Genomic DNA, 15857 nt, shown 5'->3' with positions numbered 1-15857 from the left:
ATCTTTGATTTTCAACCTTTTTGGTAATAATCAGCCGGTTTAGTGAATATTTGCCGGAAAATTTGAACTGCTTCCATGAAATACCCCCCGCTCGATAATGCGATCTACACGAAAAATCGCGATCGGTTTGTAAAGCAGATGGTACCCGGTTCGATCGCTATTTTCAACAGCAATGATGAATTGCCCTCCAATGGCGATGCATTGCATCCTTTCAGGCAGAATTCGGATCTGTACTGGCTTACTGGTATCGTACAGGAAGATTCCATGCTTGTGTTGTTTCCCGGTAACCCAGACCAGCGATTCAGAGAATTCCTGGTGCTGACGCGGCCCAATGAACTGAAAGAGAAATGGGACGGCCACCGGCTCCGGCGGGAGGAGGCTATGAACATTTCGGGTATACGGCAAATAGTTTGGCTTGATTCCCTTGATGGTCTGTTACAGCCGATGATACATCTCGCTGAAACAGTGTACCTGAACACCAATGAAAATGACCGGAAGAATAATCAGGTACCTGTTCGGGATTACCGGTTTGCCGCCGAGATGCGGCACCGGTATCCGTTACACCAGTATCGCCGCAGTGCACCTATCCTTAAACTGCTTCGTGCCGTTAAACTTCCGGGTGAAATTGCGGTGATGCAACAGGCGATAGACATCACGCAGAAGACCTTTGAACGGGTCCTTCAGTTTGTACGGCCGGGAGTAATGGAATACGAGATCGAGGCGGAGATCTGGCACGAATTCATCAGGAACCGTGCTACCAGACCAGCATATAACAGCATTATCGCAAGCGGCAACAGGGCGCGTGTACTTCACTATATTGAGAATAATCAGGAATGTAAAAATGGTGAGTTGGTCCTGATGGATTTTGGTGCTGAATACGGGGGATACTGTGCTGACCTGACGCGAACGATACCTGTGAATGGCAGGTTCACGCCCCGGCAGAAGGAAGTATATGATGCCTGTCTCCGGTTGCATGATTATGCGAAATCGATCCTTAAGCCGGGCATTACACTGTTGGACTATACTGACAAGGTCGGCATTGAGGCGACCAAAGAGTTTGTCAAACTTGGTCTGTTGTCCAGATCAGATGTCAAAAACCAGGACAAAGACAACCCGGCGTACCGGAAATTTCTGTATCATGGGATCAGTCATCACCTGGGAATTGATGTACACGATCTCGGAACGCGTACGGAACCGCTGCAGGCAGGCATGGTGCTGACTGTTGAACCGGGTATATATATTGAAAATGAGCAAATGGGCATCAGAATAGAGAACAATGTCTGGCTGACTAAAACAGGCAACAAAGACCTGATGGCAAAAATTCCCATACATGCAGATGAAATTGAGAAATTCATGAACGCAAAAAAAGCCAAAGTAAAATCTTGACCTGCTTATGAAACAAATCCCTAACATTTTTACGCTGTTGAATCTTGTATTCGGCTGCTTGGCCATCGTGGTGATTCTGCAAAATGGTATTGCCTTTAACACCGGTTCAAACGGCGAATACCTGCTTGATCTTCCTGAACGCATCTGGCTGGCAGCGCTGTTTATCGGCCTTGCTGCGGTAATTGATTTCCTGGATGGTTTTGTGGCACGGTTACTCAAGGCCAGTTCCGAGATGGGAAAGCAGCTTGACTCACTGGCTGATGTTGTAAGTTTCGGCGTGGCGCCGGGATTGATCCTTTACCAGTTCCTCAGGTTGAGTATCGCCCGGGAATCACATGCACTGGATACCGGGGTGGTCTGGCTATTGCCGGCAGTGCTCGTTCCCTGTGCGGCGGCTTACCGGTTGGCCCGGTTTAACATTGATACGAGCCAGTCTTATGGCTTTAAGGGTGTACCAGTACCTGCAGTTGGGTTGGTTGTCGCATCCCTGCCTCTTATTTATTGGCATACAGAAAGCGTCACCCTGATCAACCTGCTGATGAACCGCTGGTTCCTGTACGTTATCATAATCCTGTTGAGTTTCCTAATGGTCAGTAAGTTACCGCTGATGGCGTTTAAGTTCAGGGATTACAGTGTAAAGAACAATCTTGCCCGTTACCTTGTGCTCGCAATCGCCCTGCTGGCGCTTATTTTCCTGAAATGGGCAGCCATGCCGGTTATTTTCCTAGCCTACATTGTCTTATCTTTGACCCTTAAAACGCACCAAGAATGACTTTCTCAGTACAGGTAAAAGTGATGCCACTCAAGGAACTTCTCGACCCCCAGGGCAAAGCCGTAATGGGTGGTCTTGGCAATCTCGGCCTTTCATCTATCCAGGATGTCAGGATTGGCAAGAATATCACTTTACAGGTAGAAGCTCAAACTGCTGAAGAAGCAAAATCCATTGCTGAACAGGCTGCCAAAAAACTGCTTGCCAACCCGGTAATGGAGCAGTTCGAAATCAGTGTGAACTAAACAGTGCTGTATCTCGTTCCATCACCAATCGGGAATCTCCAGGACATGACATTGCGTGCAATCGAAGTGTTGCGCAGTGTCGATGTGATACTGGCAGAAGATACGCGTACTTCAGCCAGGCTCCTGGCGCATTTTGACATCCAGAAACCGCTGTCGCCTTACCATCAGCACAACGAACATCGCATCCTGCAACACCTGGTTGATCAGCTGGTGGCAGGAAAAACTATGGCTGTGCTTACTGATGCCGGCACGCCGGGAATCTCTGACCCCGCCTTTTTGCTGGTGCGGGAATGTATTCGCAATGCTGTTCGCGTAGAGTGCCTGCCGGGAGCCACAGCGTTTGTACCCGCTCTGGTAAACAGCGGACTTCCCATCAACCGGTTTTGTTTTGAAGGTTTCCTCCCGCCTAAAAAAGGACGGCAAACCCTGTTAAAGCAATTGTCTGCGGAACCCAGGACGATGGTGTTTTATGAGTCACCACTCCGCCTGGTGAAGACGCTCGACGAATTAGCCCAGTACTTCGGCAGCGAACGCGCCTGCTCCGTCAGCAGGGAACTGACCAAAATGTTTGAAGAGACAATCCGGGGCACCTTGCAAACAGTAGCTGACCATTACCGTGAGAAAGCTGTTAAAGGGGAGATCGTGATAGTTGTTGGTGGTAAACCGGATTGATTTTGTGATTTCCTTATCAGCCCTGCATCGATATTTGTACGAACCAATGTTATATACTATGAGATCCGCCTTATTGATTTGTCTGGTTATAGGTTTTAGTTTGGTAACAAAGCACTCCACTGCACAGATCCGGAAAATCCCGGGAGTCGTGACTGATGCATTTACATACAAATACCGTAACGCAGAAAGTGTGGAATGGAAAGACAAGCTATCCCACTTCCAGGTTAGTTTTATTCTGAATGGCGATAAGTACCAGGCTGCTTTTAAGAATGATGGAACCTGGAGCGGTTCGCAAAAAGAAATCACCAAAGATCAACTTCCCGGTTCCGTTGAAGATGGCCTGGAAAAAAGTAAATATGCCGACTGGTCGGTTGATACATACTACCAAATGATCTTTCCTGATGATCACCATGAATACAGGCTGGTTGTACGTAAATCTGACCTCAATAAAAGAGACCTGACATTCAGCGATAAAGGACGTCTTCTGAAAGACAAACTCACGCTCTGACCGCTTTTATTAAACACACCATATGCAAAAAGGCTCGTTAACCCTCATCCTTGCCCTCCTGGCGCTGTTTTCTCAGGCGCAGCCCGACAGGTGGCAGCAACGCGTGAAATACAAGATGGATATCGACATGGATGTCAATACCAATCGTTTCACCGGCAAACAGGAACTCGAATACACCAATAACTCTCCTGATACCTTAAAACGAATATACTATCACCTCTACTGGAACGCCTTTCAGCCAAACAGCAACATGGACCAGCGGAGCAGGGAGTTAGGCAAAATATCGATCAATAACCGTCCAGACTGGGATCAGCGGGTAAAGGACCGGATCCTCAATCTCAAGCCTGATGAGATCGGATATCAGAAAATCCAGTCATTGAAGATGAATGGCGTAGAGCAGAAATTTACCGTACAGGAAACCATCCTGGTGGTAGACCTTAGCCGGCCGATCCTGCCACACAGTAAGGTCACGCTTAATATGGATTTCGAGGCGCAGGTACCCTTGCAGGTAAGACGCGCAGGACGCGACAATCCCAATACCGGCGTGCGGTACAGCATGAGCCAGTGGTATCCGAAATTGTGCGAATATGATTATGAAGGATGGCATCCGACGCTGTATGTTGCGCGTGAATTCTATGGGGTATGGGGTGACTTTGATGTCACCATACGAATTGATAAAAATTACACGCTGGGAGGAACCGGGTACCTGCAGAATCCCAATGCTATAGGGCATGGGTATGAGACACCCGGAGCCAAACTCACGGTACCCAATACACCCAAGCTGGCGTGGCGCTTCGTAGCGCCGGAAGTTCATGACTTCATGTGGGCGGCGGATCCCGAATACAAACACCTGGTAAGACAGGTGCCGAACGGACCAACGATCCATGTGTTGTACAATTACAAGGAGAATGACGCCAAAAATGATGAGGCATGGAACAGGGTTGCAGATGCCGCGGTGGAAGTGCTTCCTTTTATTGAAAAGAATTTTGGGAAGTATCCCTACAAGCAATATTCGTTTATTCATGGCGGTGATGGCGGCATGGAATATCCCATGAGCACGCTGATCAGTGGTCCAAGCCTCGGTACTGCCTTTCATGAATGGATGCATACCTGGTACCAGATGCTGATGGGCACCAATGAGAGCCTGTATGCCTGGATGGATGAAGGATTCACTTCTTATGCAGAATCCCTGGTGTCAGAATACTATGCCGGCCTGCATGGCGGCGCACAAACCACGCATGCCGCAGGTACAGGACCCGCCAAAGGGGAGGCTTCTCCTGAAAATATTCACAAAGGCGCTTATGATGGATATTTCTACCTGGTGAAGTCCGGAAGGGAAGAGCCCATGACGACCCATGCGGACCATTTCGAGACGAATATGGCATACAGCATAGCAGCCTATTCAAAAGGGGAGGTTTTCCTGGAGCAACTCGGTTATATAACCGGAGCATCGGTGCGCGATGCAGTACTGTTGGATTATTACCGGCTATGGCATTTTAAGCACCCGAACGTAAATGATTTTATCCGTGTTGCGGAGAACCGCAGTGGGATCCAGCTGGACTGGTACAGGGAATACTGGGTGAATACTACTAAAACCATTGATTACGGTGTAGACAGCCTGTACCAGCAGGATGGCGCAACGAAGATCAGGTTAAAAAGGACTGGTAAGATGCCTATGCCAGTAGATGTTGTGATTACTTTCAAAGATGGCAGTAAGGAATTACACTATGTGCCGCTTGACCTGATGTTCGGTGGTAAACCCGAGGAAACGCCAAAGATGAACAGAACTGTTTATCAGCCATGGAAATGGACACAACCGCAGTATGAGATCCAGACGAAGAAACCTTTGCAGGAAATTGTAAAAGTAGAGATCGATCCGTCGCAGCGGATGGCAGATGTGAACAGAAAAGATAACCTTCTGGAATTGACCTGGTAGGCACGCAGTCAGTAAAAAAATATAGCCGTCGCTGTTAGCGGCGGCTTTTTTTATGACAAGGTTTTAATGTAAGGGTTGTCGGAATTGGAGAGGCAAGGTTAATGATTAACAATATTTGGGCATCCCGGATTATCAAAAATACCACGCCTCATTTAATTTGGCATACCACAAAGTGGGTATTTTACCTGCCAAAAAACTTGTTTACCGCTTCGATCCTGTTGTTTACATGTAGTTTTTCGTACATATGATACACGTGTTTACGTACTGTTTCCTGGCTGATGAACAACTGGGCGGCGATCTCTTTATAGAGCATTCCTTTAGACAACAGTTCCAGGATCTCCATTTCGCGATTGCTCAGGGTATTCAGTTTTCCGTTCGAATTGCCGGCGACCGGCAGCTCATTAACAGCGTTTTTCTGTTGAAATGCCGCAACAACTTTTCGTGCGATCTGTGAACTCATCGGTGCCCCGCCTTCATTCAATTCACGGATCGCATCAAGCAGTTTGACCGGGGAGGTTTTTTTCAGGATATAACCGCTGGCACCAGCGCTGAGTGCCTCAAATATTTTCTCGTCTTCCTCATATACCGTACACATCATGAACAGGATCTCTTTGTTGTCCGGTTTTAACCGACGGACACATTCGATACCACTCATACCGCCCAGGTTGATATCCATCAATACCACATTTGGCTGGAGAACCGGCAATTTGACCAATGCGTCTTCGCCACTGGAAAAGCTGCCAAGGAGTCTGAATTCATCCGACAAACGGATAATTTCTTCCAGCGCCTGGCGAATATCGTTCGTGTCATCTACAATGCAAACTGTAATAGCCATGATCAAACAGCATTTTATCGGTGAACGTAAAGTATGTATTTCTCCCGGAAATATGGTTCGGGGAAGAAATCAAATACTTCCTGTAATCGCGGTCGGGTGCCTGATGCGGCGATTTCGGCTGCGAGATCGCCTCCCTTGAGACAGATCAGTCCGGATGCGGGGAATTCGCCTTCTGAAGGCCGTTTCAGCAATAGGGGTCTTGCCCATTTCCAGAGGTCTCCGAGCGGTGCAACAGCACGGGAAACGACATAGTCAAATTTCCGGTCCCTGATTTCTTCTACCCTCGTATGCCGTGTTTCAATATTCTGTAGCCCGATAGCACCTGCGATTTCTTTTACAACAGTCAATTTCTTGTTGATACTGTCCGCCAGGAAAAACTTCACCTCCGGATAGAAGATCGCGAGCGGAATGCCCGGAAAACCGCCGCCGGTACCAATATCAAGTACCTGTACCCCTTTGGGGAATGGATATGCAGCCGCGATGGCCAGGCTATGCAACACATGGTTCTGATATAACTGGCTGATATCCTTACGCGAAATCACATTGATTTTGCTGTTCCATTCGTCATACAAACCTTCCAGCGCTGCCAGCTGCTCAAGCTGTTTGGGCGTGAATTCACTGAAATAGGTCTCGATCAGACCCAGCTTTGACGGGGCTTTTTCCATATTGCAGGTGCAAAGATGCAATAATAAAAGAACATCCAGATGTCAAGCATCCACCACCAGGGCCACAGGTCTTTTTCTTCCAGCTTTTTCATGCATTGGTAACTTACGTATGCCTGTGACAAAAATCTCAGGCCGAATACTGCCAGGGTCAGTTTCCAGTCGAAGAGAAAAAGGCTGAAAAGCAGGGCCGGGTAGTAGATGAACTGCGTAAAGGAATATGCCCCCAGCATCCATTTGAAACGGGTTGAATAATACTTACCGGTGCTATAGTGCCTGTTCTTTTGCCGAAGCCAGTCACCAAATTTTTGTTTTGGCTCTGACAGTGTAAACGCTTCCGGATCAATAACAATCCGGGTATTATTTCCCCGGGCCACTTTATGGATAAAGAGGTCGTCATCTCCTCCGGGAAGGTGATTGATGTTGGAAAAACCCTTGTTGGCAAGGAATAGCTGACGTTTGTAGGAAAGGTTTCTTCCCACTCCCATATAGGGCATTCCGGCCAATGCGAAAGAGAGGTATTGCATGCCGGTGTGGAAAGTTTCAAAACGTATAAGCTTATTGAGCAGTCCAGGCTTTTTGTGATAGGGGCTATATCCCAGAACAATGTCAACACCGTTTTCGTAAGCATCCTGCATCCGGTGTATCCAGAATTCAGAAGCGGGCACGCAATCTGCATCGGTGAGCAGCACAATTTCATGATTGGCCTCCCTTATGCCAATGGATAGGGGGTATTTCTTGCCGGGAATACCTTTCGCTTCCTGTTCCAGGTTGACGATTTCAAGGCTCTTAAATGTTTTTCTGAATTCTTCCAGCAGGAAACGCGTATCGTCCTGGCTGTTATGATTTACTACAACGAGCTCATGCGTGGTAGGATATTGCTGAAATAATACACCCGGTAAATTGCGGGCAAGGTTGGCAGCTTCATCGCGGGCGCAGATAATTACCGAAACCGGATGCTGCTGGTTTTGCTCCCTGGTTTTCTTCCGGTAAAATGCAAGACGGCTGAAGATGCCCCAATAATACAGGAGCTGGATAATTGTAACGATACAGAAAATCAGGAAGGCGGTCCATGCCCCATTCCAGTGGAACTGCAGTAAATCCATAAACGACTAGGGTTGGCGCGAAAATAATACTTAAAACCGGCAAACCTTACCTTTGCTGGCTTATGCCAGTTTTGAAGTTTGAAATGACCCACCGGGATCCGGGTTCCAGCGCAAGACGAGGAACGATTTATACCGATCACGGGATTGTGGAAACACCCATTTTCATGCCGGTGGGCACTGTAGGCAGCGTTAAGGCAGTTTCGCAGCAGCAGCTGCAGCATGATGTTCAGGCAGAAATTATACTTGGCAATACCTACCACCTTTATCTCCGGCCCGGTACTGAAGTACTCGAAGCAGCGGGTGGTTTACACAGGTTTATGGGCTGGAACAAGCCCATTCTGACGGATAGCGGCGGTTACCAGGTGTTTTCGCTGGCTGCCAACCGGAAGCTGACAGAGGAAGGCGCGTTGTTTCAATCCCACATTGATGGTTCAAAGCACCTCTTTACTGCTGAGAATGTAATGGATATTCAGCGCAGTATTGGTGCGGACATCATCATGGCATTCGATGAATGTCCGCCATACCCCAGTGACTATGGATATGCCAAAAAATCAATGGAGCTTACCCATCGGTGGGTGGACCGTTGTATCGCCCGGCTGGACGACACTCCCGACCTGTATGGCTATACGCAAAATCTGTTTCCCATTGTGCAGGGCAGTACTTTCCCTGACTTAAGGAAAGCTTCCTGTGATTATATCAGCAGCAGAGGTGCTGCCGGCAATGCAATTGGCGGTTTGAGTGTGGGAGAGCCGGAAAGCATGATGTATGAACTTACTGCATTATGCTGTGAAAACCTCCCTGTGGAGAAGCCCCGCTACCTGATGGGAGTGGGAACGCCTTGGAATATTCTTGAGAATATTGCGCTTGGGATAGACATGTTTGACTGTGTAATGCCCACGCGAAACGGTCGAAACGGCATGCTGTTTACGAGCCAGGGTGTTATTAATATTGATAACAAGAAATGGGAAAAGGATTTTTCACCCATCGATGAAGGGATCGGAAGCGGAATCAGCGCGTACTACAGCAAAGCCTATCTGAGACACCTGGTAAAATCAAAGGAGATACTGGGTCTCACCATCGCCAGTGTACATAACCTTGCTTTTTACCTGTGGCTGGTCAGGGAGGCAAGGGCACACATAGTAGCCGGTGACTATTTCTCGTGGAAGAACGAAATGATCCCCCTGCTCAAAACCAGGCTTTGATACATGGTTTTAACAGGGTGCTTTTGAACCAGAAATACAATTTCAAGTACATTTAGAGCGCAATCATCCAAATGAAGAAACTCGACTGGTATATATTTAAAAAGTTCATGGTCACTTTCCTGTTTGCCATTATGTGCATAACGGTAATCGCTGTAGTGATCGATACCAGTGAAAAGACAGATGATTTCGTGAAGTCCGGTCTATCCTTTTGGGGGATTATTTCAAAGTACTACTTCGGGTTTATTCCTTTCCTGATTTCCATGATCTTTCCGCTGATCGTGTTCATCGCTGTTATCTTTTTCACCTCCAAAATGGCCGGCAGGTCCGAAACGGTTGCCATACTTGCAGCAGGCATCCCCTACAACCGTATGTTGCGGCCTTATATGATCGGCGCCTTCCTGCTCGCAGGGATCATGGCCTGGGCAAATGCATTCGTCATACCAAGAGCCAACCAGATTTACAGTGATTTTAAATCAGTGTACATTGACCGGAACAGTTCCTATCAGGCGGGTGGAAACAGCAGGGATTTTTATTTCCGTGCTGACTCCAACAGTTTTATCGGGATAAAATATTATGACACAGTCAATAAAAGTGCAAGTGTCATTTTTATGGACAGAATCCGGGGGAACCAGGTTATTTATAACCTGCGGGGCGATTATGTGCGATGGGATACGGCTGCCAGAAAATGGCGGGTAGAGAATGCCGTGGAGCGGAAAATAGACGGCTTGCATGAAACCGTGACGAAACATACAACTTTCCTGCTGGACATCAATATGAAGCCTGGTGAGTTGCGGCGCGATGAATACATGAAGGATAAAATGAACTCACCGGAATTATGGGAGTTCATCAAAAAGGAAGAGGGCCGCGGTACCGAGGGTCTGAACACCTATAAGGTCGAGTTGTTCCGGCGGTTTGCCACACCTGTTTCGGTCATTATCCTTACGTTGATGGGGGTTGCGGTGGCAGCCCGAAAGACAAGGGGAGGCAGCGGACTTCACCTCGCTTTCGGAATAGTATCTGCCGCACTTTTTGTGGTGATGGATAAATTTTCAACAGTATTCAGCACCAAAGGAAACTTTCCGCCATTCCTTGCAGCATGGCTTCCCAATATCGTTTTTGCCATCGTTGCCACGATACTTTACAGGAACGCTCCCAAATAGTTTTTCATTCCGTTTTAATGCAGAATAACCTAATTTTATCGGTTATAGTCAACCCTGCGCGACACTCTGAACACATTTAAAAAGTTCTACATGGGATCGTATAAAGAAAAATTCAAAACAAAGGCTGATGCGGCTGCCGCTGAAATCAAGGACATTATCAAAGAGCATGGTAACAAGAAAATCGGAGAAGTAACGCTGTCCCAGATTTACCAGGGCATGCGCGGCATTACTGGTCTTGTTTCTGAAACATCTTTACTGGATGCGCATGAAGGTATCCGCTTCAGGGGTTACACGATACCTGAGTTGCAGGAGAAATTGCCAAAAGCAAAAGGAGGGAGCGAACCACTTCCCGAGGGTATTTTTTACCTTATGCTGTTTGATGAACTTCCCAGTGAGGAAGACATGAATGAGATGACTGCCAAATTGCAGCGCAGATCCCATGTGCCAACCCATGTGTTCAATACTATCGATGCATTGCCGCTCAACACTCATCCGATGACAATGTTTGTGGTTGGTGTGATGGCACTGCAAACGGAAAGCAATTTTGCCAAAGAGTATGCGCGGGGATTGAATAAGAAGGATTACTGGGAACATGTGTTTGATGACGCGATGGACCTCATCGCACGCCTTCCCCGGATTGCTGCCTATGTATACCGCCGCAAGTACAAGAATAATGAACATATCCAGCCAAACGGCCTCCTTGACTGGGCAGGCAACTTTGCACACATGCTGGGATATGAAGACGATGGGTTTAAAGAACTGATGCGGTTGTATATGACCATTCACGCTGATCACGAAGGTGGCAATGTGAGCGCGCATACCACGCATCTTGTCGGTTCAGCGCTGAGTGATCCCTATCTCAGCTTTGCTGCGGGAATGAATGGCCTGGCAGGTCCTTTGCATGGCCTTGCAAACCAGGAAGTGATCAAATGGATCTTTGAAATGCAGGAGCAATTGGGAACAGAGTTGCCCGGCAAGGAACAGATCAGCAAATACGTACAGGAGACCCTGGCGAACGGGAAAGTTGTGCCGGGATATGGTCATGCCGTTCTGCGGAAGACCGACCCAAGGTTTACTGCTCAGATGGAATTCGGTAAGAAACATATGCCTGATGATGCACTTTGTCAGACTGTCTGGAATATATACGACACCGTTCCGCCCATCCTGCAGAGTCTTGGAAAGATCAAAAACCCCTGGCCTAATGTCGACGCACACAGCGGCGCATTACTGGTGCATTACGGTATGACGGAATATGAGTTCTATACCGTATTGTTCGCTGTCAGCCGGTCATTGGGTGTTATGGCCAGCCTGATCTGGGACCGGGCCCTGGGCTTCCCGATTGAGCGGCCAAAGTCTGTAACCACGAACCTGGTGCGGGGCTGGTTGAACGGAACGGAAGAAATTTGGGGAGACTAACCCCCTATTCGTCATATAAATAATTGAAATCCAGCAACTGTTGGATTTTTTTTATTTTAACATTGCATATCGAAGTTTAAACATTAGATTTACAGTATTAAAACTACATCATATGGCAACCTGGAGCATAGACCCCAATCATTCGGAGATCACTTTTAAGGTAAAACACCTCGTGATCTCCACGGTATCCGGCAAATTCAGCAGTTTTGAAGGAACAGTAGAAGCTGAGAAGGAAGATTTCAGCGATGCAAAAGTGCAATTTTCGGCAGACATTGACAGTATCACCACTGGTAATGATCAGCGCGATGCGCACCTGAAATCCCCTGACTTTTTTGATGCCGGCGGACATCCCAAAATGACTTTCGTATCTGAGTCCCTTACGCCTAAAAAGGATCATGAATTTTTGCTGAAGGGTAATCTTACGATTCGTGGCACTACACATCCTGTTACCCTGCAGGCTGAATTCGGTGGCACGCAGCAAGACTTTTATGGCAATACTGTTGCTGGTTTTGAAATGACCGGTAAGATCAACAGGCAGGATTTCGGCCTCACCTGGAGCGCTGTAACTGAAGCTGGCGGCATTGTTGTGTCAGACGAAGTGAAGTTGTCAATCAACGTGGAACTGATCAAAAAAGCCTAGTTTATTTTTTGCCGGCATGCTTCCCCGGTCTATATTTGCACTCCTGTTCAGGCAGGCACAATGTAAGGGGGATTAGCTCAGCTGGCTAGAGCGCTTGCATGGCATGCAAGAGGTCGTCGGTTCGACTCCGATATCCTCCACAAGACAAGCCCTGAAACAATCTAAAATTGTTTCAGGGCTTTTTGTTGCATCAATCGTTATGCAATACTTTGACCGGATTGATCAGGGCTGCTCTCACGGTATGGACGCTGATTGTAATCGCTGTGATGATCAGTACAATAGCAGCGGATGCTCCAAAAAGCAGCGGACCGGCTACAATGCGGTACTCAAAATTGTCAAGCCATCTTTGCGCAATCCACCAGGATACGGGAAGTCCGATTGCCACTGCAAGAACCACGAGTTGTAAAAGGTTTTTCGATAACAGGACAAGTATACTCAAGACGCTGGCACCAATCACCTTACGGATACCGATCTCCTTTTGTTTTCTGACAATAGTGTAAGCAACCAGCCCGAACAAACCCAGGCATGAAATGATTACGGCAAGTATGGCAAAATAACCGGAAAGGTCAGCAACGCGGTATTCTGAAGCATACAGCGCTGCATATTCATCTTCCAGAAAATAATAGGTAAACGGAATCCCGGGCTGAAACGACTGATACAGCACCGAAAGCTTTTCAATTGTTTCATGTGTTGTACCTGGCTCCGTCCGTACCATTACTTTCGAAGCCCGGTTACTGAAAGTGAAATCAAAAAAACAGGGTTTTAGTGGTTCATACAAGGATTCGAAATTGAAATTTTTCGTTACCCCGATAATCGTTTTGTCTTCTCCCCATACCCGGATCACTTTGCCAACCGGATCAGGCAGCTGCATTGCGGCGACAGCGGCTTCGTTTAGAATGACTGATGATTTATTATCTCCGAATTTCTCCGAAAAAGGCCGGCCACTCACCATTTGTATATCCAGGGTTTCAATGAAACCATATCCTGCTGCGATATCTGTAAAATTTATACTGGCGTTTGGTGGTTTGCCCGGCCAGGTGACATCACTTGTACCGCCCTGCCTGTTAATGATGCTGTGTCTGAAATTTGCAGCCTGCAGTACATGCGGCAACTGCCTGACTTCAGCAAGGAAACTGTGAAGGTCCGATTCAAATTTTCCACCAGCCTGATAATCGGATTGCTGATCCGATACCCATCCGCTGAAATCGAAGTAGATTACATTGTTACGGCTGTATCCCAGGTTTTTGTTTTGGATGAGTTGCATCTGTTGATGAACTACCAGTACACCGGTTAGAAGGATTACACTGATCGCAAACTGAAATACGACCAATGCCTTTCTGAACACTGTTTCCTCCTTTGAGCGTTGTATCTTTTGCCGGAACATTGCCGGCAAACGGAATCCGGATAGGTAGCATGCAGGATAAATGCCTGCCAGGAGCCCAACGATAATCGTTATGCCAAAGATTCCGGATAGTTGCCAAAGCGTTGCCTGAACGATTATGTTCTTACCGGTTATCAGGTTGAATTGCGGGAGCAGAAAGACTACGATCATTAGTGCCAGTGCCGTTGCACCAAAGGAAAGCAGCATGGCTTCCCGAAGGCTCTGAACGATGAGTGAAAGACGTTTTGCACCCATAACCTTTCTGAGTAATGTGCCTTTCATTCTGCCCGAAGCTCTTGCTGTAGAAAGATTCACGAAATTGATACAGGCAATCAACAGGATGATGACTGCTATTGCAGTGAATGTTTTTACATAACTGACACGGCCACCGTCTACCGCACCATTTTTGTAGTTGTTATAAAGGTAAATATCCCCATAAGGTTGTAATAACAGGCCGCTGGTGGTTTTACCCTTTTTTGCCTGTATGAACGCTGTCAGTTTCTTATTGACTGCTATGGGATCTGTTCCTTTATTCAACAGGAGAAAAGTACAGGGATCGTTGTTGTTCCAGTTGTTTAGTTTGGGGTTTTTCTGCAGGAACAGTGCATAAGGAAACACAACGTCGAATCTGTCAATTGCCGCTTGTGGAAGATCGTCCAGCACTCCGGCGATGCTGTACAGTCCGCTATTTCCAAACTGGTTCCATTCAAGCATTCGCCCCGGGGCGACCGTTTCCGCGCCGAAGATCTTTTTGGCAAAGGATCGTGTAATGAGCATAGACTGGCTTGTCGGGAAAAGTTTTTGCCGGTTCCCGGACAGCAGGTGATAGGGGAAGACATCGAGTAGTTGATCCCCGGCAAAAAGGGCGCGGGCCTCCGTCGCCTTTCCGTTATACCTGAAATAGCCTTTTTCACTGGTCAGTCCCCCCGGGTATATGGTTGCAACTGCATGTTCAATTTCCGGGATTTCGCTTTGCAGCGTTTGTGCCAGCAACCCCGGTGTCTGATGTCCTGTATGGATGCCATCAGGTGCCGTTACGTTCATCAATACCTGGTATCTCCGGTCATCATCTTTTCCAAACCTGCCGGTTGTTTTTTCTTCCTGAACCCACAACAGGATAAAAAATGTACAGGCGAGGCCAGTGGAAAGCCCGATAATGTTCAATACTGAAAAAAAGCGGTCTTTCCAGAGTGTCCGGAAAGCCAGGCGCAGGTTCTGGGATGGCATGGAGCTCGGTTATTGGTGAATTTCCACCAAGGTCGTGCCAGTGAGTTATTGTCAAGTGTCTCAATGATTTACTACCTGTTTTGTGCGATTAGATGTCCGGTATTGATACAGCAACTGTTCGTTTCCGTTTTATGGAATTATCCGGAGTGGACTTTTGCCGGCCAGTGGATCATAACTGTCCTTGGTTATGCCCATCAGGTGGATAGACATCATGCACATGATCAGGAGGAGGGACAATTCCAGGTAATAACCCAGGTAGGACCATTGAATATCGGCATGGGTCTGCCTGAACAATCTTTTCCCTTCTTCCGCCTGGATGTGAATTAACTGCTTCAGGTTTTCCTGTGCTGCTTTCATGGCTGCGGATTTATCTGCCTTACCGGGTTGCGCATGCGTCACTGCAACCATACTGGATTTAAATTCCTGCCACTTTATTTTTTCCTGGGGGATCAGGTAAGTCTTTTCATACTGATCGATCGTTTTCTTCAGTCCGTTTATATCGCCTTCATGCAGTTGGCTGGACAGATCAAAAAGATAGGTTGAAGCCAGCAGCCTGTCCTGGTACATTGATGCCACGGAATGGTCCATCTCCGTCAGATTTTTTCTGTTGTGTACGTTATTGATCACAATCAGTGCAATCATGAAGAGAAAAAGCAAACTGATTTTCAGTTTATGTTGTGACACGAACTGTTTGGCAGGCATATACAAAAGA

General features: G+C 47.4%; 15 protein-coding genes and 1 tRNA gene. 11 read left to right on the top strand and 5 right to left on the bottom strand.

Annotated features, from left to right (window positions below):
* The first annotated feature begins 75 nt into the window (after nucleotides 1-75).
* From FPE01S_RS01545 to FPE01S_RS01520, 6 genes are all read left to right on the top strand, one after another.
* Nucleotides 76-1386 carry an aminopeptidase P N-terminal domain-containing protein gene (locus FPE01S_RS01545; protein WP_046367180.1) on the top strand — a complete coding sequence of 437 codons (1311 nt, stop codon included), beginning with the start codon at nucleotides 76-78 and terminating at the stop codon, nucleotides 1384-1386.
* A gap of 7 nt (nucleotides 1387-1393) precedes the next feature.
* Nucleotides 1394-2158 carry a CDP-alcohol phosphatidyltransferase family protein gene (locus FPE01S_RS01540; RefSeq protein WP_046367179.1) on the top strand — a complete coding sequence of 255 codons (765 nt, stop codon included), beginning with the start codon at nucleotides 1394-1396 and terminating at the stop codon, nucleotides 2156-2158.
* Entirely contained in the window at nucleotides 2155-2400 is a 246-nt protein-coding gene (purS, locus tag FPE01S_RS01535; protein WP_046367178.1) for a phosphoribosylformylglycinamidine synthase subunit PurS, read from the top strand. The genes FPE01S_RS01540 and purS overlap by 4 nt, the downstream gene beginning before the upstream one ends.
* Before the next feature lie 3 nt (nucleotides 2401-2403).
* The gene (gene rsmI, locus FPE01S_RS01530; protein WP_046367177.1) at nucleotides 2404-3072 is read left to right on the top strand and encodes a 16S rRNA (cytidine(1402)-2'-O)-methyltransferase; all 669 of its coding nucleotides are present in this window, start codon (nucleotides 2404-2406) and stop codon (nucleotides 3070-3072) included.
* Between the two features lie 148 nt (nucleotides 3073-3220).
* A complete protein-coding gene (locus FPE01S_RS01525; RefSeq protein WP_169749116.1) occupies nucleotides 3221-3580 on the top strand; it encodes a PepSY-like domain-containing protein in 360 nt (119 codons plus the stop codon).
* Nucleotides 3581-3602: 22 nt separating this feature from the next.
* Complete coding sequence (locus FPE01S_RS01520; protein ID WP_046367175.1) at nucleotides 3603-5516, top strand: M1 family metallopeptidase; 1914 nt, start codon at nucleotides 3603-3605, stop codon at nucleotides 5514-5516.
* Between the two features lie 181 nt (nucleotides 5517-5697).
* Here FPE01S_RS01520 and FPE01S_RS01515 read toward each other — a convergent pair whose 3' ends face one another.
* From FPE01S_RS01515 to FPE01S_RS01505, 3 genes are read right to left on the bottom strand one after another with little or no spacing between them, the layout of a single operon-like run.
* Nucleotides 5698-6351, bottom strand: a complete 654-nt coding sequence (locus tag FPE01S_RS01515) for a response regulator (RefSeq protein ID WP_046367174.1) — start codon at nucleotides 6349-6351, stop codon at nucleotides 5698-5700.
* A 14-nt stretch (nucleotides 6352-6365) separates the two neighbouring features.
* Nucleotides 6366-7016 carry a 16S rRNA (guanine(527)-N(7))-methyltransferase RsmG gene (gene rsmG, locus FPE01S_RS01510; RefSeq protein ID WP_245623919.1) on the bottom strand — a complete coding sequence of 217 codons (651 nt, stop codon included), beginning with the start codon at nucleotides 7014-7016 and terminating at the stop codon, nucleotides 6366-6368.
* Nucleotides 6986-8119 (bottom strand): glycosyltransferase, encoded by a 1134-nt coding sequence (locus tag FPE01S_RS01505; RefSeq protein WP_046367173.1) that lies wholly within the window; start codon nucleotides 8117-8119, stop codon nucleotides 6986-6988. Before FPE01S_RS01505 ends, rsmG begins: the two co-directional genes overlap by 31 nt.
* A 62-nt stretch (nucleotides 8120-8181) precedes the next feature.
* Between FPE01S_RS01505 and tgt the strand changes: the two genes are divergently transcribed.
* From tgt to FPE01S_RS01480, 5 genes are all read left to right on the top strand, one after another.
* Complete coding sequence (gene tgt, locus FPE01S_RS01500; protein WP_217998158.1) at nucleotides 8182-9321, top strand: tRNA guanosine(34) transglycosylase Tgt; 1140 nt, start codon at nucleotides 8182-8184, stop codon at nucleotides 9319-9321.
* Between the two features lie 71 nt (nucleotides 9322-9392).
* The gene (locus tag FPE01S_RS01495) at nucleotides 9393-10481 is read left to right on the top strand and encodes an LptF/LptG family permease (protein ID WP_046367172.1); all 1089 of its coding nucleotides are present in this window, start codon (nucleotides 9393-9395) and stop codon (nucleotides 10479-10481) included.
* Between the two features lie 90 nt (nucleotides 10482-10571).
* A complete protein-coding gene (locus FPE01S_RS01490) occupies nucleotides 10572-11897 on the top strand; it encodes a citrate (Si)-synthase, eukaryotic (RefSeq protein WP_046367171.1) in 1326 nt (441 codons plus the stop codon).
* Between the two features lie 112 nt (nucleotides 11898-12009).
* On the top strand, nucleotides 12010-12537 hold the full coding sequence (locus FPE01S_RS01485; protein WP_046367170.1) for a YceI family protein: 528 nt from the start codon (nucleotides 12010-12012) through the stop codon (nucleotides 12535-12537).
* Between the two features lie 66 nt (nucleotides 12538-12603).
* Nucleotides 12604-12677: transfer RNA gene (locus FPE01S_RS01480), tRNA-Ala, on the top strand.
* Between the two features lie 50 nt (nucleotides 12678-12727).
* Here the strand turns inward: FPE01S_RS01480 and FPE01S_RS01475 are convergent.
* Nucleotides 12728-15145, bottom strand: coding sequence for an ABC transporter permease (locus tag FPE01S_RS01475; protein ID WP_046367169.1), 2418 nt, complete (start codon nucleotides 15143-15145; stop codon nucleotides 12728-12730).
* A 129-nt stretch (nucleotides 15146-15274) separates the two neighbouring features.
* A complete protein-coding gene (locus FPE01S_RS01470) occupies nucleotides 15275-15847 on the bottom strand; it encodes an MCP four helix bundle domain-containing protein (protein WP_046367168.1) in 573 nt (190 codons plus the stop codon).
* Nucleotides 15848-15857 lie beyond the last annotated feature (10 nt).

Origin of the sequence: Flavihumibacter petaseus NBRC 106054 (assembly GCF_000974785.1) — a bacterium.
GTDB classification, from domain to species: Bacteria; Bacteroidota; Bacteroidia; order Chitinophagales; family Chitinophagaceae; genus Flavihumibacter; species Flavihumibacter petaseus.
This window is presented reverse-complemented; position numbering and strand designations above follow the sequence as displayed.

Bases quoted from the DNA above. Each gene is read 5' to 3' on its own strand.
- FPE01S_RS01520 (WP_046367175.1), top strand. From the start codon at position 3,603: ATGCAAAAAGGCTCGTTAACCCTCATCCTTGCCCTCCTGGCGCTGTTT.
- FPE01S_RS01475 (WP_046367169.1), bottom strand. From the start codon at position 15,145: ATGCCATCCCAGAACCTGCGCCTGGCTTTCCGGACACTCTGGAAAGAC.
- FPE01S_RS01505 (WP_046367173.1), bottom strand. From the start codon at position 8,119: ATGGATTTACTGCAGTTCCACTGGAATGGGGCATGGACCGCCTTCCTG.
- FPE01S_RS01490 (WP_046367171.1), top strand. From the start codon at position 10,572: ATGGGATCGTATAAAGAAAAATTCAAAACAAAGGCTGATGCGGCTGCC.
- FPE01S_RS01485 (WP_046367170.1), top strand. From the start codon at position 12,010: ATGGCAACCTGGAGCATAGACCCCAATCATTCGGAGATCACTTTTAAG.
- tgt (WP_217998158.1), top strand. From the start codon at position 8,182: ATGCCAGTTTTGAAGTTTGAAATGACCCACCGGGATCCGGGTTCCAGC.
- FPE01S_RS01540 (WP_046367179.1), top strand. From the start codon at position 1,394: ATGAAACAAATCCCTAACATTTTTACGCTGTTGAATCTTGTATTCGGC.
- FPE01S_RS01470 (WP_046367168.1), bottom strand. From the start codon at position 15,847: ATGCCTGCCAAACAGTTCGTGTCACAACATAAACTGAAAATCAGTTTG.
- FPE01S_RS01495 (WP_046367172.1), top strand. From the start codon at position 9,393: ATGAAGAAACTCGACTGGTATATATTTAAAAAGTTCATGGTCACTTTC.
- purS (WP_046367178.1), top strand. From the start codon at position 2,155: ATGACTTTCTCAGTACAGGTAAAAGTGATGCCACTCAAGGAACTTCTC.
- rsmG (WP_245623919.1), bottom strand. From the start codon at position 7,016: ATGGAAAAAGCCCCGTCAAAGCTGGGTCTGATCGAGACCTATTTCAGT.
- FPE01S_RS01545 (WP_046367180.1), top strand. From the start codon at position 76: ATGAAATACCCCCCGCTCGATAATGCGATCTACACGAAAAATCGCGAT.
- FPE01S_RS01515 (WP_046367174.1), bottom strand. From the start codon at position 6,351: ATGGCTATTACAGTTTGCATTGTAGATGACACGAACGATATTCGCCAG.